Annotated in this window: 18 protein-coding genes and 1 pseudogene; 9 read left to right on the top strand and 10 right to left on the bottom strand. The window is 63.3% G+C overall.

All coding sequences use genetic code 11. The features are described from left to right. Positions 1-1,419 (bottom strand): annotated as a pseudogene (locus tag CGA22_RS26815) (type IV secretion protein Rhs); the annotation flags it as partial. A gap of 425 nt (positions 1,420-1,844) precedes the next feature. Here CGA22_RS26815 and CGA22_RS26810 point away from each other — a divergent pair. The 6 genes from CGA22_RS26810 to CGA22_RS26785 are packed head-to-tail and all read left to right on the top strand — an operon-like array spanning position 1,845 to position 7,580. Further along, on the top strand, positions 1,845-2,468 hold the full coding sequence (locus CGA22_RS26810; protein WP_041020494.1) for a CDP-alcohol phosphatidyltransferase family protein: 624 nt from the start codon (positions 1,845-1,847) through the stop codon (positions 2,466-2,468). Between the two features lie 10 nt (positions 2,469-2,478). Next, complete coding sequence (locus CGA22_RS26805; RefSeq protein ID WP_041020495.1) at positions 2,479-4,236, top strand: bifunctional alpha/beta hydrolase/class I SAM-dependent methyltransferase; 1,758 nt, start codon at positions 2,479-2,481, stop codon at positions 4,234-4,236. Further along, the gene (locus CGA22_RS26800; RefSeq protein ID WP_041020496.1) at positions 4,236-5,573 is read left to right on the top strand and encodes a phosphatase PAP2/dual specificity phosphatase family protein; all 1,338 of its coding nucleotides are present in this window, start codon (positions 4,236-4,238) and stop codon (positions 5,571-5,573) included. Before CGA22_RS26805 ends, CGA22_RS26800 begins: the two co-directional genes overlap by 1 nt. Next, positions 5,563-6,018 (top strand): hypothetical protein, encoded by a 456-nt coding sequence (locus tag CGA22_RS26795; RefSeq protein WP_041020497.1) that lies wholly within the window; start codon positions 5,563-5,565, stop codon positions 6,016-6,018. The genes CGA22_RS26800 and CGA22_RS26795 overlap by 11 nt, the downstream gene beginning before the upstream one ends. Before the next feature lie 9 nt (positions 6,019-6,027). After that, a complete protein-coding gene (locus CGA22_RS26790; protein WP_024778388.1) occupies positions 6,028-6,648 on the top strand; it encodes a lysophospholipid acyltransferase family protein in 621 nt (206 codons plus the stop codon). Next, positions 6,648-7,580 carry a phosphatidate cytidylyltransferase gene (locus CGA22_RS26785; protein ID WP_024778387.1) on the top strand — a complete coding sequence of 311 codons (933 nt, stop codon included), beginning with the start codon at positions 6,648-6,650 and terminating at the stop codon, positions 7,578-7,580. The genes CGA22_RS26790 and CGA22_RS26785 overlap by 1 nt, the downstream gene beginning before the upstream one ends. Before the next feature lie 60 nt (positions 7,581-7,640). Here the strand turns inward: CGA22_RS26785 and CGA22_RS26780 are convergent, their stop codons facing one another. The 7 genes from CGA22_RS26780 to CGA22_RS26750 all read right to left on the bottom strand — a co-directional run bounded on the left by CGA22_RS26780 (position 7,641) and on the right by CGA22_RS26750 (position 19,049). Further along, positions 7,641-8,531, bottom strand: a complete 891-nt coding sequence (locus tag CGA22_RS26780; RefSeq protein WP_041021240.1) for an MBL fold metallo-hydrolase — start codon at positions 8,529-8,531, stop codon at positions 7,641-7,643. 319 nt (positions 8,532-8,850) lie between these two features. Next, complete coding sequence (locus CGA22_RS26775) at positions 8,851-9,693, bottom strand: YfaP family protein (RefSeq protein WP_041021241.1); 843 nt, start codon at positions 9,691-9,693, stop codon at positions 8,851-8,853. Positions 9,694-9,696: 3 nt separating this feature from the next. Further along, positions 9,697-11,316, bottom strand: coding sequence for a DUF2300 domain-containing protein (locus CGA22_RS26770; RefSeq protein WP_041021242.1), 1,620 nt, complete (start codon positions 11,314-11,316; stop codon positions 9,697-9,699). Position 11,317: 1 nt separating this feature from the next. Next, positions 11,318-15,886 carry an alpha-2-macroglobulin family protein gene (locus CGA22_RS26765; RefSeq protein ID WP_084213717.1) on the bottom strand — a complete coding sequence of 1,523 codons (4,569 nt, stop codon included), beginning with the start codon at positions 15,884-15,886 and terminating at the stop codon, positions 11,318-11,320. Further along, a complete protein-coding gene (locus CGA22_RS26760; protein ID WP_223194944.1) occupies positions 15,883-16,491 on the bottom strand; it encodes a DUF1175 domain-containing protein in 609 nt (202 codons plus the stop codon). Before CGA22_RS26760 ends, CGA22_RS26765 begins: the two co-directional genes overlap by 4 nt. 26 nt (positions 16,492-16,517) lie before the next feature. Beyond that, positions 16,518-18,227: a DUF2138 domain-containing protein gene (locus CGA22_RS26755; protein ID WP_041021244.1), complete on the bottom strand. Its 1,710-nt coding sequence runs from the start codon at positions 18,225-18,227 to the stop codon at positions 16,518-16,520. Between the two features lie 33 nt (positions 18,228-18,260). Beyond that, a complete protein-coding gene (locus CGA22_RS26750; RefSeq protein WP_041021245.1) occupies positions 18,261-19,049 on the bottom strand; it encodes a YfaP family protein in 789 nt (262 codons plus the stop codon). Between the two features lie 578 nt (positions 19,050-19,627). Here CGA22_RS26750 and CGA22_RS26745 point away from each other — a divergent pair. From CGA22_RS26745 to dxs, 3 genes are all read left to right on the top strand, one after another. Further along, complete coding sequence (locus CGA22_RS26745; protein ID WP_003185917.1) at positions 19,628-19,870, top strand: exodeoxyribonuclease VII small subunit; 243 nt, start codon at positions 19,628-19,630, stop codon at positions 19,868-19,870. Next, positions 19,867-20,754 (top strand): (2E,6E)-farnesyl diphosphate synthase, encoded by an 888-nt coding sequence (gene ispA, locus CGA22_RS26740; protein ID WP_188258757.1) that lies wholly within the window; start codon positions 19,867-19,869, stop codon positions 20,752-20,754. The genes CGA22_RS26745 and ispA overlap by 4 nt, the downstream gene beginning before the upstream one ends. 113 nt (positions 20,755-20,867) lie before the next feature. Then, positions 20,868-22,766, top strand: a complete 1,899-nt coding sequence (dxs, locus tag CGA22_RS26735; protein WP_041022461.1) for a 1-deoxy-D-xylulose-5-phosphate synthase — start codon at positions 20,868-20,870, stop codon at positions 22,764-22,766. Positions 22,767-22,925: 159 nt separating this feature from the next. Here dxs and CGA22_RS26730 read toward each other — a convergent pair whose 3' ends face one another. Both CGA22_RS26730 and ribA read right to left on the bottom strand, forming a co-directional pair. Further along, on the bottom strand, positions 22,926-23,345 hold the full coding sequence (locus CGA22_RS26730; protein ID WP_041022462.1) for a hypothetical protein: 420 nt from the start codon (positions 23,343-23,345) through the stop codon (positions 22,926-22,928). Further along, positions 23,342-23,959, bottom strand: a complete 618-nt coding sequence (ribA, locus tag CGA22_RS26725) for a GTP cyclohydrolase II (protein ID WP_041022463.1) — start codon at positions 23,957-23,959, stop codon at positions 23,342-23,344. The genes CGA22_RS26730 and ribA overlap by 4 nt, the downstream gene beginning before the upstream one ends. Positions 23,960-24,059: the final 100 nt, after the last annotated feature.

Here is a 24,059-nt window from a genome sequence, read left to right as displayed (position 1 = left end):
GACGAACGGCAGCCGGCCATCGAGCCGGCCGTCTTCCAGGGTCAGCAGTTCTTCGCCGGTGACCATCGACACCGGGCAGCCGTCGGTGCGGGTCAGGGCCGCGCTGTCGGCGCTGTCACCGTTGGGGTTTTTCGATTGGGCGGGGACGTCGTCGTGGGGTTCGTACTTGCTCAGCCGGGTAGCACTTTTGGATTTTTCCCGCGCCACGGCGGCGGGATTGCTGACTGACAACGACGGCCCATGCTCAGGAGTAATCTGCAACGGGCGGACAGGGGTCAGTTTCAATGACGCGCCCTGGGCGCTGACCACCAGCGGTTTCAACACATCGGCATGCTGGTTGAGCCGGTCAGGGGCGAATTGGCCCAGCCGTTGACTCGACGCCCGTAACCAATCCCGTGCTCGCCCGGACTGGAGTTGGTCCAGCACCTTGCCACTCATGCGCACACCCAGGCCGAGGGCGCCGGTCAAGCGGATCAGCAGGAAATTGATCAGCACCGAGGCCCGTATCTGCCCGACGACTTCGGCCAGGTACTGGGGCGGCAGCATCCGCAGCCAACTGGCGAATGCAGCCATGTGTACGAAGAGCAACGGCTCGTCGCTCAGCACCATCAGGCCTTTGGCAATCGCTTCGGATGAAGCCTTGAGCAACTGGTCGAGTTCGGCCTGGGTCAGGTACTCCAGCAGCTTCTCGCTGTTGGCTTGCAAATCCGCCAGCAGTTCGAAGACCTGCTTGACGTCATCCCACAGTGCCTGCAGGGCGTTATCGAGGCCGCGCCAGTCGGCTTGCTGCAACAGGTTGTAGCGTTCGCGAAACCCGGCGTCGGAAAACTCCGCCCAGAGCGGTTGAAACTGGGTTTCCCACTCCTCTTTCAGCCAACCCTCAAGCTCGCCAATCACCCCCTGATAAGACGCGTACAGCGCCTTGACGTGATCCTTGGTGACATTAGGAAAGAAGGTGATGCGATAGCGGCGCCCCCGCCAGCATTTGGGAATTTCCAGGATGCCGCTGGGGCCGATGGTGTGATGGACCGGCTCGCCGAAGGTTTCCTTCCCCGGTTCACCGTCGATGACCGGCTCCAGCATCACCGGCGTGTTGCCGATCGGCACGAAGCGCGCCGCCTGGAACATGTGCACCAGCGTCAGCGGGCCGCTCGCCGGACATGTCGCCATGGTGGTAATAAAGGGCTCATCGAGGTTTTTCGGCGCCGCGAGGGCTACCTCGTTGCCGACCTTGAAGACCTGTTCGATGTCCAGCGCCCAACCGGTCCAGAAGCTCTGCGCCCAACTGTCGTAGTCGTTCAGGCAGTTGCGAAAATCCGCCAGTACCGTTGCCGCATCGGGCTGATCGGGATCCATGGCCGCCACCACCAGCGAGCCGATGGCGTTGTTCAGGGCCAGGAGTTTGTCGGGGGCAAACATGCAGGGATCTCGCGGTACATGGGACGGACGCGAGACTTTGCCGGGGCGGGCTGGAGAAATAAGTCAGGGAAGGAGGTATTGGATGTAGGGCGATTCGCTAAATCCGGTCACGATGCCATCGCGAGCAAGCTTTGCTCCCACAGGGGATCAGTGCCGGGGCTAGAGACTCAGGAAATCCGCAAGTCCATGTGGGAGCGAGCCTGCTCGCGATGGCGTCGGCACAGCCCGCATCAGCGATGACTGGCACACCGCTGTCGCGAGCGGGCCCGCTTCCACATTTGAATGGTGTTTCCATCCCAGGCTGATTCAGCGCGAGATGTAGACCGAAGCTCATTCCCAACAAATAACCACCAGCAACCCCTCAACCTATCGTAATCTCGCTGCTGAATCCTTTATGCCCGCAACCGGCCCGAGATCCCGCCCCGATGCCCTCCATCTACCAACTCAAACCCGCCTTCCAGAATCTGCTGCGCCCTACCGTGCAACGGCTCTACGACAAGGGGGTCACCGCCAACCAGGTCACCTTGCTCGCAGGCCTCATTTCCGTGCTGGTGGGTGCGGTGATCGCTTGGTTTGCCAGTCACCCGTGGGTGTTTGTGCTGGTGCCGGTCTGGATGATCCTGCGCATGGCCTTGAATGCCGTGGACGGCATGCTGGCGCGGGAATTCGGGCAGCAATCGCATCTGGGTGCCTACCTGAATGAGCTATGCGATATCATCGCCGACGCGGCCCTGATCCTTCCCTTTGCCCTGATTCCCGATGCCAGTCTGTTGCTCGTGTTGTTGGTCACGCTGTTGGCGTTGTTCAGCGAATACGCAGGTGTGCTGGGGGCGATGGTCGGGGCTTCGCGGCGCTATGACGGCCCCATGGGCAAGAGTGACCGGGCCTTTGTATGTGGCGTGTTGGCGACCGGTATTGCCTTGGGTTGGTTCGGGGCGCTTTGGGTCGATGGTGTGATGGCGGTGGTTGCCGCCCTGCTGGTTTATACCTTGGTCAACCGGGTCCGTCAGGGCCTGGGCCAAGTGAAGGAAAACGCTCCCTCAGCATAAGGAAGTCGCAATGCGCGAAGCTCAAGACCGGACATTCTCCACCCACGACGGCGTGGAATTGTTCTACCGGCACTGGCCGGCCGTGGCCGCGGACCCGGGCGAACCCCGCAAGGCCGTGCTGCTGTTTCACCGAGGTCATGAGCACTCCGGACGCATTGCGCATCTGGTGGATGAGCTTGACCTGCCCGGCTTCGACTTTTTTGCCTGGGACGCCCGCGGCCATGGCCAGTCTCCCGGTGAACGCGGTGACAGCCCGAGTTTCGCCACAAGTGCGCGGGACGTGCAGACCTTCTGCGACCACATCGGCGTGACGCATCAGATCGACGAGCAGAACATCGCCGTGGTGGCACAAAGCGTCGGCGCGGTGATTGCGTCCACCTGGGTCCACGATTACGCACCGCGCATTCGCTCGCTGGTGCTGGCGTCGCCGGCGTTCAAGGTCAAGCTGTACGTGCCGTTCGCCCGCCCGGGCCTGGCGCTGATGCGCAAGTTTCGCGGCAACTTCTTCGTCAACAGCTACGTCAAGGCCAAGTTCCTCAGCCATGACCCGGAACGGGTGGCGTCCTATGACAGCGACCCGCTGATCACCAAGGCGATTTCGGTGAACGTGCTACTGGGCCTGTACGAAGCCGCTGACCGCGTGGTCGCCGACGCCCAGGCGATCCAGGTGCCGACGCAGCTGTTGATCTCCGGTTCCGACTTTGTGGTGCATCGCAAACCCCAGGAACAGTTCTTCGAGCGGCTGGGCAGCCTGCACAAGGAAAAACACATTCTGCCGGGGTTCTTCCACGACACCCTGGGTGAGAAGAACCGTGCGCCGGCCGTCGCCAGTGCACGCCGTTTCATCCTGCAGAATTTCGCCCGTCCGCTGGACCGCCCGTCCCTGCTGGACGCCGATCGCCTGGGCGCGACCTGCGCCGAGTCCGAAGCCCTGGCAACACCCCTGCCCCACAATTCATTGCGCGACCTGTACTGGCGCATGACCCGCGCCAGCATGCGCTTCGGCAGCAAGCTGTCGGCCGGGGTGAAGTTGGGTTTCGACACCGGCTTCGATTCCGGCAGCACCCTGGATTACGTCTACCGCAACCGCCCCACCGGCACCTCGCCGGTTGGCAAGATGATCGACCAGAACTACCTGAACTCCATCGGCTGGCGCGGCATTCGCCAGCGCAAACTGAACGTCGAGGAATTGCTGCGCCTGGCGATGGGCAAGTTGCGCGAAGAGAACCGCGAGGTGCGCATCGTCGACATCGCCGCCGGTCATGGCCGCTACATTCTCGAGGCACTGCAAGGCGTCAGCCCGTTGCCGGAGTCGATCCTGCTGCGCGACTACAGCGATATCAACGTGCGCGACGGCAGCGCGTTGATCGTCGAAAAGGGCCTGGGGGACATCGCCCGGTTCGTCAAAGGCGACGCCTTTGACCGCCAGGACCTCGCGGCGCTGGAGCCCAAGCCGACCCTCGCCGTGGTGTCCGGCCTGTACGAATTGTTTGCCGATAACCAGATGGTCGGCGGCTCGCTCGCCGGCCTGGCCGAAGCGGTGGAGCCCGGCGGTTACCTGGTCTACACCGGCCAGCCATGGCACCCGCAACTGGAACTGATCGCCCGCGCCCTCACCAGCCACCGCGCCGGCCAGGCCTGGGTAATGCGTCGGCGCAGCCAGGCCGAGATGGATCAACTGGTCGAGGCGGCGGGCTTCCGCAAGATCACCCTGCGGGTCGATGAGTGGGGCATTTTCAGCGTTTCGCTGGCGCAGCGCGTGCAGTGATGAGCGCCGTCATCGCACCGCCACGCGAACCTGCCCTGCTGAAACCGGCGGTGTGTTGGCTGCTGTTGCTCGCGCCGCTGTTCTTCAGCACCTACGGTTTCGCCACCTGGGTGACCTCCCAGCGCAACGACGTCGGCAGTCTGGTGTTCGGCTGGGAAAGCCACATGCCGTTCATGGCCTGGACCATCGTGCCGTACTGGTCGATCGACCTGCTTTACGGCCTGTCGCTGTTGCTACCCACCAGCCGTGCGGAACTCAAGCGCCACGCCTTGCGCCTGCTCACGGCCCAGGCCATTGCGGTCAGTTGCTTTCTGATCTGGCCGTTGCGCTTCACCTTCCCCCGACCGGAGATGGATGGGGTGTTTGGTTGGCTGTTCGATGTGCTCGCAGGCTTCGACAAACCGTTCAACCAGGCGCCGTCGTTGCATATCGCGCTGCTGGTGATTCTCTGGGTCTGCTATGAGCGACACTTGCGGGGCGTATGGCGCTGGTTGATGCACGGTTGGTTCGCGCTGATCGGCGTGTCGGTACTGACCACCTACCAGCATCACTTTGTCGACGTACCGACCGGCGCATTGGCCGGCTGGTTGTGTGTCTGGTTGTGGCCGCTGGACCGGCCGAGCCCACTGCAAAGTGCTCGGCTGACGTCTAACCGCAGCCGTCTGCAATTGGCCCTGCGCTATGGCGTGGGTGCGGCGGCGTTGTTCATCCCGGCGTTTGCCTTCGGCGGCGCGTGGCTCTGGCTGATCTGGCCGGCGGTGGCGGTCTTGTTCGTGGCGCTCAATTATCTGCTGTTCGATGCCGGCGGCTTCCAGAAGCGGGCCGATGGTCAGCTGAGCCCGGCGGTGCGCTGGTTGTTGGCGCCGTATCTCGCCGCCGCCTGGATCAACTCCCGCTGGTGGACACGCAAGCATCCGCAGCCGGATCACGTGACCGACAACGTCTGGCTGGGACGTATTCCCACGCCGCTGGAGTTGAAGGACAGTGCGTTTACCGGGGTGCTCGACCTCTGTGCCGAAATGTCCATGGACAGCACCGGGATTGCCTATCGATCGCTGCCGGTGCTCGATCTCACGGCACCGACCAGCGAGCAATGCCTGGAGGCCGCGCGGGCCGTTGAACAATTGCGTCAGCAAGGGCCGGTGCTGGTCTGTTGCGCCTTGGGCTATTCGCGCAGCGCCACCGCCGTGATCGCCTGGCTGTTGCACAGTGGCCGGGCGGCCAGTGTCGATGCCGCGATTGTGCAGCTCCAGCGCGTCCGCCCCCATATCGTTTTGCATCAAGCGCACCGTCAGGCGCTGGAGCCACTGCGCAAAGGCCATCGCCATGAGCAGTGATATGCAACTGCACGCCGTGGCGAGCCTGCTGCGTCGAGGCCATTCGCTGGACCGGTTTTCCACCGGGCTGACTCTGCTGGCGGCGCTGCTGGGGTTGGGGCAATGGCTGGTGGGCAGCGTCGATCCCTGGTTGCTGCTGTTCAGCGTCACGCTGTTCAGCCTCGGCGTGTTGCAAAAATACTGGGCATTGCGCGTAGCGTTCGATGCCGATCTGTTCCAGCGCGTGGCCGACGGTATCCAGCCATTGGCCGAACGCACCCAAGCCCTGGACCAGGCCCTCAATGTCCTTGGGCTGCAACCGGCTACACGCGGTGGTCGCCCCTGGAGCGAACGCAGCCACGGCGCCTTGCGGTTGCTGCGCAGGCAGTCGCTGTTATTGGCCGCACAAATTGTCTTGACGCTGGGCTTCATCCTGGCCAGCCCTTGGTTAGCTTTTTCAGGATAAGGAATCCTCATGCTCGAACCCGTCGTTGCCAACCTCATCACCTCCGCGGCCCGCATGGTCACGGGCGCCCGCAGCCTGTGGCTCGGCAGCGCGCCGCAGCCGGTGCAGCGGATCTATTTCGCCAACCACAGCAGCCACGGTGATTTCGTGCTGCTCTGGGCCTCACTGCCGCCGGCGCTGCGCAAGCTCACCCGGCCCGTGGCGGGTTCCGATTATTGGCAAAAGAGCCCGGTGCGCCGTTACATCATCAACCGGGTGTTCAACGGTGTGCTGGTGGATCGCGAGCGCAAGGACCCGTCCTACAATCCGCTGCAGCCGATGCTCGAAGCCCTGGAAAACGGCGACTCGCTGATCATCTTTCCGGAAGGCACGCGCAACCCCGACGAAGGCTTGCTGCCGTTCAAGAGCGGGATCTATCACTTGATGAAGAGCCACCCCGAGGTCGAGGTGATTCCGGTGTGGATCGCCAACCTCAACCGCGTCATGCCCAAGGGTCGCGTGCTGCCCCTGCCGCTGTTGTGCACCACCAGTTTCGGCGCACCGCTGTGCATCGAAGAGGGTGAAAGCAAAGAGCATTTCCTTGAACGCAGCCGCGCCGCGCTGCTGGCACTGGCCCCGGAGCACGTCTGATGGATCGATATACCCTGATGTTGTTTGGCGGGATTGGCGCAATTCTGGTGCTGGCCTCGCTGATCGGTTTCATTCTCAAGCTGAAGACCAAAGGCACGCCGAACTCGGTCATCGACAACCTCAACGCGCGAATCAACGCCTGGTGGATCATGGTGCTGGTGATCGGCGTCGCGTTCTGGCTCGGCAATGCAGCGGTGATCCTGTTGTTCTATGCGGTGTCGTTCTATGCCCTTCGGGAATTCCTGACCCTCACACCGACCCGGCGTAGTGATTATCCGGCGCTGGTGGCTGCGTTCTACCTGGCGCTGCCGTTGCAATACCTGCTGATCTACTACGACTGGTACGGACTGTTTTCGATCTTTATCCCGGTGTATGTGTTCCTGCTGCTGCCGATCCTGGCATCCCTGGGAGGCGACAGTACCCACTTCCTGGAGCGTGCTTCCAAGGTGCAGTGGGGATTGATGATCGCGGTGTTCTGCATCTCCTTCGTGCCAGCCTTGCTGACCCTGGACATCGCCGGCTTCGAAGGGCGCAACCTGCTGTTGATCGCTTACCTGGTGATCGTGGTGCAACTGTCGGATGTGCTGCAGTACGTGTGCGGCAAGCTGTTCGGCAAACACAAGATCGCGCCGAACCTGTCGCCCTCGAAGACCGTCGAGGGCTTTGCCGGCGGTATTTTCCTGGCCTCGCTGATCGGCGGCGCGCTGTGGTGGATCACGCCGTTCAACCCTTGGCAGTCGTTCCTCATCGCCTTGCTGATCAACCTGCTGGGCTTTGCCGGCGGCATCGTCATGTCGGCCATCAAGCGCGACCGGGGCGTCAAGGATTGGGGGCACATGATCGAAGGTCATGGCGGCATGCTCGATCGGTTGGACTCGGTGTGCTTCGCCGCGCCGATCTTCTTCCATCTGGTGCGGTACTGGTGGACCTGAAAAAAAAGCCCACTTGAAGTGGGCGAAGGGAAAGCGAATGTTACGGAACGTCGGGGGGCTTCAGCTTGACTGCTTGCCGGTGGCTGAGGGCATAGCGAAGTAATCACCCCGGACCTTGCGCGCCCGGGCCAGGGCGCGCTCCCATTCCCGGGCGTCGTGACTGCAAAAGATATCCACGGGTTGATGGTCCCGGGACAAGGCCAGTTCCCGCAAACGCCCCTGGTTATGCAGGCGCGCCGGGCGATGGGTGTCCATCATGTACTGGTAGAACCTCAAACCCGGCGGGCAATGGGGTTCGGGCTGGTGGACTTCATCGTGAAAGAAATACGCGTCACCGGCATGTAGCATCCAACCGTCCGGGGTGCGCAGGGCGATCCCGGCGTGGCCGGCGGTGTGGCCCTGTAGCGGCACCAGGAAAATATCCTCCTCTTCGGCACCGATCAGTGCCCGCACCGAATCGAAGCCGAACCAGGTGTCGCCTTCGGTGGTGTAGAACTCCCAACTCTCCACGCCCTGCCACTGGCGGGCCTGAAACCGACGCCGACCGATCCAGGTGTTTGCAGAACGAGCCACGGCCATCTCATCGCGCATCACATGCACCCGGGCCTGGGGGAAATCCTGCAACCCGCCGGCATGATCGAAATCCAGATGGGTCAGCAGGATATGGCGCACATCATGGGCATCGAAACCCAGGCGCCGTACCTGCTCCAGGGCCGTGAGGCGATGTTCGAACTTGATGTTGTTGAAGACACGAAAGAATCGGCTCAACCGCTCCGGCGTCTGGATATCCCGCTGACCGAACCCGGTGTCCACCAGGATCAGGCCGTTGGTGTCGGTTTCAATCAACAGGCAATGACACACCAGACACGCCGTCAGCCCCCCGCTATAGCCATCGAACAAAGCCCCACCCACCGGGCACATGCAACCGCAGTTCAGGTGATGGACGCGCATGGATGGCCTCCTGTCGCGAGGGTGGGCTTGCCCTGTTTTATGAATGGGCTCTTTGAAATCGACTGGAAGTAAGGGGGAGAATTCAGGGAAAGCGACAAGCGGCGGACCGCAAGCTGAAAAACCTGTGGTGCCTAATGCAAAACCTGTGGCGAGGGAGCTTGCTCCCGCTGGGCTGCGCAGCAGCCCAAAGCCAAACAATGCAATTTACGGGCTTAGCTCGGCTTTGATAGGGCTGCTATGCAGCCCAGCGGGAGCAAGCTCCCTCGCCACAGACTGATACGCTTGAAGTATTCGCTCGCCTGAAAACACCGCCGCAAACTTATGGATAGCTAAAGCTCTTCACCAACGTCAGCTCCCCCACCGCCCGCATCGGCACGACGAACGTTTCCATCTTCTCGCTCGGGGTGCCTTCCTCGGTGATCACGGTGACTTGTGCCGTGGTCAGGGCTTGCACCGCGTCCTGGCCGCCGCTGCTTTCCCCATCGCCTTCCTCATCATCCGAAACGCTGCGATAACCGCCGCCGTAGTAGTTCAGGTAGACCTGGTATTGCCCCTTGATCGGTGCGGGCATGGCGAAGATTTCCGGGCCGTAGCCGGTGGTGACGTCGACGTCGAGGACCGCGCCGTTGGGGGCAACGCGGTCGCCGTACCAGATGTGGGCGCCGTCCGGGGTGATGACGTGCAGGTCCAGGTCGGTACCGTCGCTGTCCCAGGTCAGCAGTACCCGCAGCTTGGCCGGCGTGGCGCCGCCGCTGGTGTTGAGGAACTGGGTGCGGTGACGATGCTGGCCGTCGGGGCTGCGCACCTCGACGCTGTTGCTGCCGTTGGGGAACGAGAATGGCCGGTCGAAGCGACCTTCCTCATCGAGCTTCAGCGGCAGGGCCACACCGTTGACGATGAGCTTGCCCGGATCGTTGTTGTCCTTGGGCATGGCCTTGATCTGGCCGGTGATGCGCGCAGTGTTGGCCTGGCCCTGGGGCGTATTGACCGACGAGGCCGGGTAATTGACGGTCTGGCTGAAGTTTTCACCTTCGCCGCCCGGCGCCCCGCTGCGCCACCCACCTATCGGAGTGTCGAGTTTGATCCCATCGGCGGCAATGGCCAGGGGCAACGCGGTCATGGCGCAGAGCAACAGCAAGACCTGTGGGTAACGGAGTGTCATGGTCTATTCCAGCAAGAGGTGACGGGCGAGCCCTTCGATATAGTCTTCGTCCTGGCCGTTGGGATGAGCTTCAAAGGCCAGATGCAAATATTCGTGAGTCAGGTCGAGACGGTCCTGCAGCGACAGCACGCCACGGACATAGATGCGCTGGCGCTCACGGTCGACGTAAGGCCGGCCGAAAGCGACGCGGCACACCGCGAATGAGCTGATTTCGTTGTAACCCACTTCGCTTTCCAGCCTGGTGCGCCAGCCTCGACGCTGCTTGAGCAACCAGTCCTGAGCGGCCGGCAGTGCTTCGCAGGACGCCACCGGGTTGTCCCAGCGACTTAGACTGGCACGCGGGTAGGCATGCAACAGAATGGCGTCGTAGCGTTGGCCGGCGTTGGCTTGTTCCACGGCTTGCAGCCAGGACAATTTGTCCGGGCCGGCTTGGTCGGAGTGGTAGGTGACGTCGGTACCGGCCAGGACCAGATCGCTCGTCCAGGCTGCAATGGCGCGGGTTTGCGCTGCCGCCGGACGTGGCGCGACGCGCTGGCGATGGCTGCTGTCGTCGATGCTCAGGCAATCGCCGTTGCGTTGGGCGTTTTGCAGCAGGTAGGTGCGGATCGCCACGGCCAGAGCCTTGGCCGCCTCGGCGGGCTCGGCCTTGGCCTCCCGTTGCAGGACCCGGGCGACGTACTCCTCCCGATCCAGCCGCGCCACCAGTTTGCCGGCCGTCAGGAACAGCTCGCCATCGCTGTGGATATCCAGCTGGTTACCATTGGTGAACTCGACACGGTAGTCGCCCCGCAGTTGACCCGGCGAAGCGGGCTGGCTGCCCGACATGACTCGCTGCAACGGATAACGGGCAAACAACCCCACTTCCACGCAACGCCCGGTTTCGGCCGGCCACTGGGTCGGCAGCGCCGCAGCCAGGCCATCACCGAATGCCCTCAGGACCTGCTGACTGGTGCCACGTCCACCGGCCCATACGGGCGTACCGTCGGCCAGCCAACCGGCGAAACCGCCCTGGCGCGACGATGGTCCCTGGTCGCCCAGCCAGCTCCAGGTCTTGACCCGCAAACGGCTGCCCAACTGCCCGACGAGACGACCATCCGCCGCGTTGAGCGCCACGTCCAGCAGCACCCGGCGAGCCTGGTCCTGGGCCGGCAGCGTCGCCAATGCCTTGAGCAATTGCGCGACGGGAACTTGCTTTTGCGGTTGCAGGGTCGGCAGGTCCAGCAGCCACGCCGGCGCCTGACGGGCCTGCCAGTAGTCGCGCCAACCGGCGGCCGAAAGCCCGAGCCGCTGCGGTTCGAAATACAAACCGCAGGACTTCACCAGTGCCTGATCGCGCCCGATGCTTTTCCCGGCGCTGCAGCAGTAAACCTCTTCTTTCGATTCACCGCGGCACTCATAGGCCGGTTCGTGGGCGCCGGTGTCCACCAGCCACGCGTAGATGAACAACTTCCACAGACTGCCCAGCGGTGCCTGCAGGGAATCGGGCAATGGCTGGCGATCCAGCACCTGGGTCTGGCTCACCCGCAGCAACTGGCCGTCGAAGGCCAGGCGCAACGGTTCGTCCTGCGCCGTCGCCAGCGCAGGTATCAAGCACAACAGCCACCCAACCCAACGCTTGCGCATGTCAGTTGACCGTGACTTGACCAAGCGCCGGTTTCTTTTCCCAGGCCTGATTCTGTGGCGCGTAGACCTGAGTGAAGCGCACCGGCGGCAGGTTGAACTGCCCCTTCTGGGAGAAGCGCACCAGATGCCGCAGACGCAGTTCGCCACTCAAGGCATCCACCGGCACGGCATACGCCATCTGGCCCGGCTCGAAGCGCGCCTTTTCCAACGACGTCGGCTCGCTGTCGGCTTTGCCCTGCAACTGGATACCCCAGGTGGTGCGTTCCACATCGGCGCCCGGCGGCAGCGGCACTTCGAGAATGCCGTAGCGCAGCGGTATGGTGGCCTTGCTGTTGATGATCACTTCATCCAGGTAGAGGCTGTCGCTGGACAACGGTTTGTTGCCCACGGCCTCAAGCGTGAAGGTGAACGCATCGCTACCCGGTACCAGGCGCGACAACCGACGGGTGATAGACACCGCCATCGGCGCCACCGGCGGTTGCTGGCTCTGGAAGCTCAACGCCGCTTGCAACGGACGCTGCTGCGCACCGTTGAGGGTCAGCGTGGTCGGCAACTGCGCGCCCTGCCACTGCCAGTAGGTTTCCCCGGTGGCGCCCTGGCGGGCTTTCCAACCTTCACCCGGGGCCAGTGCCACGGCCGGCGATGCCTGCTCGATGCTGCGCTGCAACCAGGTCAGGGCCAGGGCCCGTTCCAGGGTGGACTGTTGCGGCAACAGTCGCTCCAGCAACGCGGCGGCGCGGGCCTGATCGAAGGTTTGCAACGACAGCACCAAGGCCTCGGCAAACGGCTGGACGCTGACGTCCAGTTGCTGTTGGGCGGCGGCCAACTGACGGTTGAAGGCATCCGGCAGCGGCACTTTCGCCTGTTTGGCGAGGGCTGCGGTCAGTACGCGAGCACTGGCCAACCCCAGGGCCGAATCCGGCGCGTTCATGACCAGGCTGTCGTCACCGTTGTCCATCACGCTCTCGGCGCTGCCCGCACCGGCTTTCGCCAGATCGTCCATCAGGCCGCTGAGCAAGGTGTTCACCGGCAATTGCATCTGCTTGGCGAACGACAGGATCAATGCGCGCTGCAACAGCGGCGTGTCACCGGCCTGCTTGGCGTAGACCTCCAGCACCCGCTGCCAGTGTTCCGGCGGCAGGTTGATGTCCAATGCCTTGCTGGCGTGCCAATCGGCGTAATAGGCATAAGCGGTCAGGAAGGCATCCGGCTCGCCGTCCTGGCCCCACCAGGTGAAGCTCGCCGATGGGCCGGCCATCTGCACCAGGCGCAGGCGGCTGTTCTGCATGATCAGGCGCAAGCGGTCGCGGGTCTGCGAGTCCGACGCCAGGGTCGGGTACGCAATGCTCAACGGCAGCAGGCCACTGGCGGTCTGCTCGACGCCACCGTAGGGGTAGCTCAACAGGTCGTCCAGGGCGGAACGGAACAGCGCTTGCGGGCTGTCGTCCAGGCGCAGGCGGACATCGCTGGCGTCAGCCGGCAAGGTCAGCGGCGTGTCGCTGCCGGCCACGTCGAGGCGTTGGCTCTGGGTAACCTGCCAGCCATTGCCGCTGGCATTCAGGTGTACGGCCAGGGCGTCCTGGGTTTCACCGCTCAACTGCAACTGGACGGTCAGGTCACCGCTGCTCAATTCCATGGCTGGCAGCGCCACGTAGTTGATACCTTTCTTCAGGTCCGCCACCACACGTTGCTCGGCACCGGCGTAACGGATCAGCAGTTCCGCCTTCAGCGGTTTGTCCGCCTGGCTGAAAGCGAACAGGCCCAGTTGCGGCTTGTCGCCGGTGCGGAACCGGGTCGGGCCGCTCCACTTCAGGTACAGCGGTTTTTCCGAAGCGATGAATTGTTTTTTCTGACCGACCTGGCCGTCATCGGAGATGGCCTTGGCGGTGATACGCCAGCGGGTCAGCGAGTCCGGCATCTTGAAGGTGAAGCGGGCCTTGCCGTTGGCATCAGTCACCAATTCCGGCTGCCAGGCGGCGGTGTCCACGTCCTCACGACGCGGCCGTTCCAGCACCTTGACACCACGCTCGCTGCGGTTGGCCTTGCCCGGTGCGCCCGGGCTGCCCGGCAACGCCACGTCGTAGCTGATGAACGACAGACTGGCACTGGTGCGCACGTTGTTGCGGCGCGGGTGATAGAAGAACTGATCGATGGTCGGCGCCACTTCCGGTTGCAGGGCGTAGATCATTTCATCCACGACACTGACGGTCAGGTGTGCCGGAATCGCCTTGCCGGCGAACTGGGTACTCAGGTCCACGGTCACCGTGTCACCCGGCCGGTAAGTGGCCTTGTCGGTGACGACAGCCACGTCGATCTGCGGGGTGACCACCTTGATGCCGGCGTTCTGGAAGCTGTATTGGCCGCCCTTGGTGTACAGGACCGAGAACGTCATGTTCGGCGCAAAGTTGTCTTTCACCGGGATGCGGGCGCGGTATTGGGTCGGGCTGAGGCTTTCCATTTTCAGCCAGTCGCCGCCCTTGGACAGCAGCGCCGTGGCCTCGACCTTGTCCCGTTCCAGGGACAGCAGTGCATCGCTGACCGGCTCAGGGAAGGTGATCAGGGCCAGTGCTTCGTCACCGGCCTTGTATTCCGGCTTGTCGAGGACGATCTCAACGGTGCCCGGCACGGCCTTGACGCCTTCGCCAGTCACCGCATGAGCCGCAGCGCCGATGACCCGGCCATGGTCGTCCTTGAGGGTCAGGTTGTAGGTACCGGGACGGTCAAAGGCCACGGTGAAGCCCTTGTCCTTGGCCGTCAGCTTGCCCTCGCCAGTGCTCTGGTCTTCCAGGCGCACCCAGGCGTAGCCGGCCGGTGTCACGGCCTTGCTCTGTTCGCTGCCGCCTTCGTTGACGTAACTGAACGCGACCTTCTCACCGGCCGCGCTGAAACGCTGGCGAGCGTTCAGGCGGAAATTCGCGGCGCCACGGTCAATGAGGATTTCCTTGGTGGTCTTGACCCGATAGGCCGCGCCATCGCTGGCAAACACGGTGAGCGTGTAGCGGCTCGGCTTGTCGGCGGCCGGCAGTTCGAGCGTCGCGACGCCCTGGCCATCGGTGGTCACTTCACTGCTGGTCAACTCCACCGGGAATTGCCCCAGGTATTGCAGCTCGTTGTCCACCATCGACAGTTGCTGGGCCCGCAGGCTCAGGCTCACCGTGGCATCGACCACCGGCTTGCCGTCCGGGTAGAGCAGCACGAGGTTGCCCTTGACCGGCTCACCGGTGCGGTATTCCTGCTTGGCCAGGTTCAAGGCGATCTCGAAATGCGGCTTGATGTATTCAGCCACGCGGAAGGCGCTGCTGTAGAGCTGGTCCTTGTAGCTGAAGCGCAGTTCATAGCCGCCGGCCACAGCGTTTTCCGGCAGTTGGAAACGGCCTTGGGTGCCGGCCTTGGAGTCCAGCTTCAGGGCCAGGGTCTGCAGCGCGGTGCCCGTGGCATCCAGCACGCTGACGTTGACGTCGGCCGCCGTCGGTTGCACCGAGTCGCGGGCATTCTTGAATTCACGGCCGACGATCTTCAGCGAGACCCAATCCCCCGGGCGATACAGCGGCCGGTCGGTGAAGGCGTAGAGCTTGGTGTCGTAGATTTCGCTGTCGTAGTAGAAGTTCTCGGAGACGAATACCCCACCCTCCTCATCCTCGCCAATCACGAACGAACGCTCGGGGCTGACGTGCTTGAGGCGCAGCAGGCCGCTTTCATCGGTAGCACCGCTGTTCATCACACCCAGGCCATCGGTCCACAACACATTGACCTTGGGCACCGAACTGCCTTCATGCTTGCGAGCGGCCCAGACCAGCAGCTCGTCGCCGGAAATCTTGCTCACTGCCACGGTGTTCGAGACGAAAACCATGGTGGTCGCCCGGTACTTGCCGACCAGTGCTTCCACCAGGTACAGGCCAGGCTTGAGCTGGCCCAGCGGGATGTAGACGTTGCCCGGCGCGACGCTGACGAATTCGCTGGACGAACCGGCCAGGTTGACGCCCGCAGGCGGCTGGATCGGCTTGGCCTCCCACAGCGGATAACGGAACTGGCTGACCAGCGGCAGGCCCGGGATCAGGGCGAACTGGGCCGGAGCCTCGTAAGGCGTCGGTGCGACCAGGGCGTCACCGATCTTCAGCTCCGGTACTTCTTCGGTGACCTGTTGGCGGGACTCATAGGAGAACGCCCGCTGCATGACCCGCCGGGACTTGCGATACCAGTTGTCCCACAGGTACGCGAGGGTGTTCGAAAGCCCCTCACCCTTGAACTGGCCATCGCTGACGACGCGGTGCAGGTTCTTCTGGCGCTTGAGGAAGTCCAGGGGCTTTTCAATGCGATAGACCCGGATATCGGCGCCACCGTAAGGCTCCATGCGGAACCGGCGATAGTCGCGGCCCGGCGCCTCGAGGCGGACCATGGCCTGCTCATCGCTGGCGAAACTGCTGTCGGCCAGCAGGAAGAAGCTTTCACCGGCCACCGGCGTGTAGCCGCTGGGCTCCACCGTGTCCTCGGCGTGAACGAAGGAAGCCAGCAACAAGGCAAACAGCAGGGACAGTTTCGAACACAAGCGCAGCATGCGGGCACCGGTCATTGGGAGAGAAAGTTGAGTCGATAGACGCCGATGAAGTTGGGGTTGGCTGCGTCGGGTATCCATCGGGTGTCCTTCCAGTTCATGAGTTGTTGCAGGCTTGCGGAGCGCATGCCGTTGTCGGTAGGGGTTGTGGTGCCGGTGTGATAGGCGATGTAGCGGCCCATCCAGATCATCAGGTGCTGGTCATCGCCCTGATCGAAGAACATCAGGTCGCCGGGACGGGCCTGGGCCACGTCACGGCCCACCAGGCGACTGTTGAACTGAATCAACTTGATGGCGTTGACGTAGGGCCCAACCTTGCCGCCGCCCTGCTGCCATTGCTGGGCCAGGCGCCGCTGATCGTCGCTCAGCTCAAGCTCCGGCGGCAGGTAGCGATTGGACAGGCCATTGCTGCGCAGCCATTTTTCGTTGTGGACCTTCAGCGCTTCGTTGGCGGCAAAACGCACCAGCCCGGCACAGTCCTGCTGATACCAGCGCGGACTCGGACCCCGGCTCAACTGTTCCTCGGCGATGCGCACGAACCAGGCACGGAACACCTGGGACTGCTGCACATCCAGCGCCGGCGTTTCCACGGCAAAGGCCCGCCCTCCCAGGAACAGTGCCATCAGCCCGAGCGTGCGGATCATTCCGGTCACAGTGCTTTCCATTCCAGCGGCAACCACTGCCAGTGGCCATCCGGCTCGCTGCCTGCGGGCAGGGTCAACGCGTATTTGCCATAGCCGCCGAGGGTGCGCAGCTTTGGAATCAGGTAGGTTTGCGCGGCGTTGTAGAACACCGGTTCCATGTCCTGGGGCAAGCTGTCCAGGGTTTCACGCTGCATCAGTTGCGCCATGGAGTCCGGACCGAAGTAGAACGGCATCAGCAGGTCCTTGGGCACCACGTCGGCCATCGGCGGGAAGTGTTTGTCGAGGGTGCCGAGGGCCTTGTCCACCAGTTTGTCGTCGAGGGAGAACAGCAGGGTCGAACCGTGGCGCGCCAGGCTGACCCGCATGAACGCCTTGCCGGTGATGGCATCGGGTTGCAGCGAGTCCTTGGCCAGGTACGGGCCGAAGTTGGAGCTCACCTGACGCTGCCAGTGATGCATCGAGCCTTCCTGCTTCTCGACAACCGGGAACGCATGCTCGGCCACATTGTTTTCATAGGCACCCACCATCGACCCGAACAGGTTGCCCAGGTCGGCGTCGATCTTGCCGTCGTCTTCGTTCAGGCTGGCCACCAGCAGCGGCGTGTACAACCGCGAATCGGCGTACCAGCACAGGCCCGCCGCGCCGGCCATATGGTCGACCATGGCCTGGGCGGCCTTTTCCTCGGCGCCGAGTTTCACCAGCAGCGGTTTCTGTTGTTCGGCCGCCAATGGCAAGGCCACGCAGGCACTCGCGCCCATGGGCATGGCTTGCCAGATCGGCTTGAAGTCGAAATCCGGTTGGTTCTCCAGTTCGTCCATGGCCAGGAAGCTGTGCCAGCCCTTGTCATCCATGTCGAAACGCAACCCGGCGAAGTTCGGGATGAAACGCTGGTAGCCCATGGCGAGCACGCTGGCGTTGACCGAGATGCGTTGCTTGACCTCTGGCGCCTTGGGCGGCAGGCCGAAGGCTTCGGTGAAGAGCTTGTCGCCATTGAGCAACGCCGCCAGCGCGGTGGTCGAAACGCTGCCGTGTTCTTCGGACGCCCCGTTGGCCGGGTCGTAGAGTTTGGTCGGGTCGGACAGCACCACCAGCTTGTCGCCGTGGGAAGCGAAGACCAGGGATTTGCTGGCGTTGTAGCTGAGCTGGTAGAGCGCGACGTCATCGCCGCCGACCTTCAGGTCACTGAGCTTGCTCAACTGCGTATCGTCCAGGGCGACTTTTGCTAGCGGCTCCAGCACCTTGGCCAACCCGCCCCGGTCCATCACCAGCAGGAAATCCTTGAGCCGGCCATCCGCGCCGCGCCACAGCGCCACATCGGCCGGCTGGTCGAAAAGCTCTTCGATCAGGCTGTCCTGCAGCTTCAGGTCATGCTCGTAGATGATCCGGCGCAGGCTACCGATCAGCCCCAGGCGGTCGGCATGGGCCTGGTAATAGAAGACGAAATCCTCGGTGAGCGTGGCCTTGAGGAACGGCACCGCCAACAGGTCCTTGGGCAACTGGCTCAGGGAATGGGCTTCGAGCAGCCCGTCGGGACGACTCAGGCCGAGCTTTTCCAGGGCCAGCGCCGTGGGCGGCGCCTTGGGCTTGTGCATGAACCAGCCCAACCCGGCGGCGACACCGGCCACCAGGCACAGCCCGATCAGCAACGCCGGCCAGCGGCGCGCAGGTTTAGCGACAGGTGTCGGCACGGTCGGGGAAGCAGTGTTGTCGCTCATATTCACAAGGGCCTGTTCATCCGTGGAGCGGAATTAGTAGTTGAAAGTCTTGACCAGCAAAAGATCGCCAATGGCGCGCAATGGCACGACAAAGGTTTCGCGTTTCTCATTGACGGTGTTTTCGTTGAGCACCAGATTGATCTGCGAGGTGATCACCTCGTTCTGGTTGCTGGTTTCGTCGAAGTTGTAGCCGCCGTCGCCGTAGTTGCCCCAATAGTTCACGTAGACCAGGTAGGTGCCGTGCATCGGCGCGGTCATGGTGAACATTTCGGGGCCGGGGCCATCGACGCCGTCCGGGTCGAGGCCGCCGCCGTTGCTCAGCGCGGGCTGGCCGAAGAAGGCGTGCTGGCCGTCGGGGGTGATGATGTGCAGGTCCAGCTCGGCCTTGGGGTCGTCCCAGCCCAGCACCACGCGGATCTGCGCCGGGGTCCGCAGGTTGTTGGCCTCGTAGAATTGCACGCGCTTGAGGGACCTGCCTTCGGAACTGCGGACCTCGACGCTGTTGGAGCCGGCACCGAACGCGTACGGCCGGGCGAAACGGCCTTCGTCGTCGGTATAGAGATTCAGTGGATTGCCATTGACCGCCAGGCTGTGGGGCGGACGGGCGGTGCCCATGGCCTTGAGCCGGCCCTCGATCATCGTGCGATTGCGCTGCACGCCACGGTCGATGGGCGGCGTGGGATAGGCCACCTGCGGGTTTTCAGTGCGATCGAGCAAGCCGCTGTAACGCCAGCCGCCCACCGGCTCCGACATCTCGGCCGCAGGCTCGGCCCACACCAGCGGTGCGACCGTCAGCGCGATCAGCAATGAAAGAAAACGCATGTATGCCTCCTGCCATGCACAACGCAACCTGGCGCCCTTCCTCGGCGCAATGATTATCTTTTTTCAGGTTTCGTCAGGAGCCCGCCATACGGGGGCTATAGATGGCGCGAAGGTTAGCGATTCGGCGCGTTATTCACAATCGGGGAACGCGTGATTCTGTGTGGGAAATCACGTCTTGGGGGGAGCGTGAGCCGATTAGCGAAGTTATTCGGCTCACGAAATGAGCCGAATACGGAAAGCGGTACACATTCTGAGCTGGTTCGCGACCTGGGAGCCAACATATTCTCGACCCAATCGCCTATCAAACCGTGGCGAGGGAGCTTGCTCCCGCTGGACTGCGTAGCGGTCCCATCAAAGTTGGATACATTTCGCCTGACACACCGTGGAGGGCCGGGTTTGGGGCCGCTTCGCAGCCCAGCGGGGATAAATCCCCTCGCCACAAGCAAGTATCCAGCAACGCCACTGCGTACCTCATCCCACCGCTTGGCATACCGCTCTGCCTGCCCCGCCCTGATTTGCCCCAAAACCCCATGTCTGCTAGTGTCGCGCCGGTTTAACAGTCAACCGGAATAGCCGCCATGGCCCGCAAAAAAGCTGCATTGGACTTCGAACAATCCCTGGCCGACCTGCAAACGCTGGTCGAACGGCTGGAGAACGGCGAATTGTCGCTGGAAGACTCGCTGACCGCCTTTGAACAAGGCATCGGCCTGACTCGCGACTGCCAGGCGGCGCTGGCCCAGGCCGAGCAGAAGGTGCAGTTGTTGCTCGAGCGCGATGGCGAGCTGACCGAAGAGCCTTTCGACGCGGAACAGCCTGAATGATCGGCGCCTATCAGGCCAGCAGCCAGGCCCGGGTCAATGCTGCGTTGGGCACTTTGTTTACCCCACCGAGCCCCGAACTGGCGCGGCTGTACGAAGCCATGCGCTATAGCGTGATGAACGGCGGCAAGCGTGTGCGGCCGCTGCTGGCCTATGCCGCATGCGAAGCCTTGGGCGGCGTGGCCGAACAGGCCAACGGCGCGGCGTGTGCGGTGGAGCTGATCCACGCTTATTCCCTGGTGCACGACGACCTGCCAGCCATGGACGACGACGACCTGCGTCGCGGCCAGCCGACCACCCACAAGCAATTCGACGAAGCCTGCGCGATCCTGGCCGGTGACGGTTTGCAGAGCCTGGCCTTCAGCGCCCTGCTCGATCCGTCCCTGAGCGATTGCCCGGCGCAAGTCCGCCTGGACATGGTCAGCGCCCTGGCGCTGGCGGCAGGGCCCGCCGGCATGGTCGGCGGCCAGGCCATCGACCTGGGTTCGGTCGGCCTGAAGCTGGATCAAGGCGCACTGGAATACATGCATCGGCACAAAACCGGCGCCTTGATCGAAGCCAGCGTCAAGCTCGGCGCCCTTGCCAGCGGCCGGGCCACCCCAGAACAGCTGCACGCCTTGCAGATGTACGCCCGGGCCATCGGCCTGGCGTTCCAGGTACAGGACGATATCCTCGACGTCGAAAGCGATACCCAGACCCTGGGCAAGCGCCAGGGTGCCGACATCGCCCGCGACAAGCCGACTTACCCGGCCCTGCTGGGCCTCGACACCGCCAAGGCCTACGCCCTGGAATTACGTGACCAGGCCCTGGAAGCGCTGCGGCCGTTTGACGCGGCCGCCGAACCGTTGCGCGACCTGGCGCGCTATATCGTCGAACGACGCAGCTGATACGGGGTCAACCTTTCAGACTGCGTATCGGCCAAGTTCCGGCCAACGCGTGGGCAGCTTGCGATGCATAAGGTAAACTGCCGCCTCTTTCTATACCTATAACGATTCGCCTGATGCCCACGACGTTTCAAGAGATTCCCCGCAAACGCCCGACCACGCCCCTGCTGGACCGCGCCAACACGCCGGACGGCTTGCGTCGGCTGGGTGAAGCCGAGCTGGAAACCCTGGCCGATGAGCTGCGCCTGGAACTGCTCTATACGGTCGGCCAGACCGGTGGGCACTTCGGTGCCGGCCTGGGTGTCATCGAGCTGACCATCGCGCTGCATTACGTATTCGACACCCCGGATGACCGACTGGTGTGGGACGTCGGCCATCAGGCCTACCCGCACAAGATCCTCACCGGCCGCCGCGAGCGCATGGGCACGCTGCGCCAGAAGGACGGCATCGCGGCATTCCCACGGCGCTCCGAGAGCGAGTACGACACCTTTGGCGTCGGCCACTCCAGCACCTCGATCAGTGCGGCCCTGGGCATGGCCATTGCCGCGCGCCTGCAGAACAGCGACCGCAAGGCCATTGCCGTGATCGGCGACGGCGCCCTGACGGCGGGCATGGCTTTCGAGGCGCTGAACCACGCGCCGGAAGTCAATGCCAACATGCTGGTGATCCTCAACGACAACGATATGTCGATCTCGCGCAATGTCGGCGGCTTGTCCAACTACTTGGCGAAGATCCTGTCCAGCCGTACCTACGCCAGCATGCGCGAAGGCAGCAAAAAGGTCCTGTCGCGCCTGCCCGGCGCCTGGGAAATCGCCCGCCGCACCGAGGAATACGCCAAGGGCATGCTGGTTCCCGGCACGCTGTTCGAAGAGCTGGGCTGGAACTACATCGGCCCGATCGACGGTCATGACCTGCCGACGCTGATCGCCACGCTGCGCAACATGCGCGACCTCAAGGGTCCACAGTTCCTGCACGTGGTGACCAAGAAGGGCAAGGGCTTCGCCCCGGCGGAAGTCGACCCTATCGGTTACCACGCCATCACCAAGCTCGAACCGCTGGATGCCCCGGCCTCCGCCCCGAAAAAGGCCGGTGGCCCCAAGTATTCCGCCGTGTTCGGCCAATGGCTGTGCGACATGGCCGCCAAGGATGCGCGCCTGGTGGGCATTACCCCGGCCATGAAGGAAGGCTCGGACCTGGTGGCCTTCAGCGAACGCTACCCGCAGCGCTATTTCGACGTGGCGATTGCCGAGCAGCACGCCGTGACCCTCGCCGCCGGCATGGCATGCGAAGGCGCAAAACCGGTGGTGGCGATCTACTCGACCTTCCTGCAGCGCGGTTACGACCAACTGGTTCATGACGTCGCGGTGCAGAATCTCGATGTGCTGTTCGCCATCGACCGCGCCGGCCTGGTGGGCGAAGACGGCCCGACTCACGCCGGCAGCTTCGACCTTTCGTACCTGCGCTGCATCCCCGGCATGCTGGTGATGACCCCGAGCGACGAAAACGAGCTGCGCAAGATGCTCACCACCGGCCACCTGTTCAATGGCCCGGCGGCGGTGCGCTATCCCCGTGGCAGCGGACCGAACGCAACCATCGAGGCTACCCTCGAGCCGATTGAAATCGGCAAGGGTGTGATCCGCCGCCAGGGCAAGCAGACCGCCCTGCTGGTGTTCGGCGTGCAACTGGCCGAGGCCCTGAAAGTCGCACAGACCCTGGACGCCACGGTCGTGGACATGCGTTTCGTCAAACCGTTGGACGAAGCCCTGGTCCGCGAAATGGCCGCCAGCCACGAGCTGCTGGTGACCATCGAGGAAAACGCCATCATGGGCGGCGCCGGTGCCGCGGTCAGTGAGTTCCTGGCCCGGGAGAACATCCTCAAGCCCGTGCTGCACCTGGGCCTGCCGGACACCTACGTCGAACACGCCAAGCCTGCCCAGATGCTGGCCGAGTGCGGGCTGGACGAGGCCGGGATCGAAGCATCCGTGCGCCAGCGGCTGCAACTGCTGAGCCTGTAGCCCACCCACCCTGTGGGAGCGAGCTTGCTCGCGATAGCGGAGTGTCAGTCGACGGTTGTTTGGACTGGTACACCGCCATCGCGAGCAGGCTCGCTCCCACAGAGGAATGCATTTCAACTGTGAGAGCGAGCTTGCTTGCGATAGGGGCGCCGCGGTCTATCAGCCGAGCTGACGCGGAAGGCGATACAGGTAGAACAGCACCGCGGAAGACAAAGCCAGCAGCATCAGCGGCACGGCTTCCAGGCCCACGAACACTGCCAGGGCACCGATCCAGGCCGGTAACCCGGCGACCAGGAAGGCAGCACGCCGACTGGCAGCCAACGAGATCCAGGCCTGGGGCTCTTCGGGGGTATCGAGGGCATTCTGGGTGGCGATCAAAGCGTGTTTGTACGCGCCAAAGAAGCGCAGGCTGACGAACATCGAGGCCACGCCGGCGATGAACAGCGGCATCGCCAACACCGGCAGAATTGCTTCGCCCTGGCCGAAGACAAGATTGATCACGAACAGCGGCAACAACGCCAACGCCAAGTACTTCCACCAACCGATGGACAGCCGCCGCCGGACCTGACCCCGCGTCACGCCCGGTCGACCTCGCCCTGATGCTCGTTACCCATCATGTGGTCGAGCTTGCTGGCCTTGGTCGCCAGGTAGAGTTTGTTGTGAGGATTATGACCGGTGTGCAGCGGCACCCGCTCCGCCACCACGATGCCCATGTCGGTCAACGCCTTGACCTTGCGCGGATTGTTGGTCATCAACCGCAGGGACTTGACGCCCAGGTGTTCGAGCATGGGCAGGCAGATACTGTAGTCACGCAGGTCGGCGGCAAAACCGAGACGCTCGTTGGCTTCCACGGTATCGGCACCGCCATCTTGCAATTCATAGGCACGGATCTTGTTCAACAGGCCAATGCCACGCCCTTCCTGGCGCAAGTACAGCAACACGCCTCGACCTTCGCGGGCAATGGCCTGCAAGGCGGCTTCCAGTTGCGAACCGCAGTCGCAACGCTGGCTGAACAGGGCGTCGCCTGTCAGGCATTCGGAGTGCAAGCGGCCCAGTACCGGAGTGCCGTCGGCAATATCACCCAGGCTCAGCACAACGTGCTCGCGGCCGGTGGCCTCATCCAGAAAACCATGCATGGTGAATTGCGCAAAGGGCGTTGGCAGCTTGGAAGCGGCAACAAAAACGACAGGCACCGGTGTGCTCCTGATCTAGTACTGGAGATTCGCAGAGGAGGGCATTGTAACAGCAGGTCCCGGCAGACGCTTAGGCTGAATTGTCGACTATTACTATCGA

The organism is Pseudomonas sp. PSB18 (assembly GCF_014596565.1).
Taxonomy (GTDB): Bacteria; Pseudomonadota; Gammaproteobacteria; order Pseudomonadales; family Pseudomonadaceae; genus Aquipseudomonas.
This window is presented reverse-complemented; position numbering and strand designations above follow the sequence as displayed.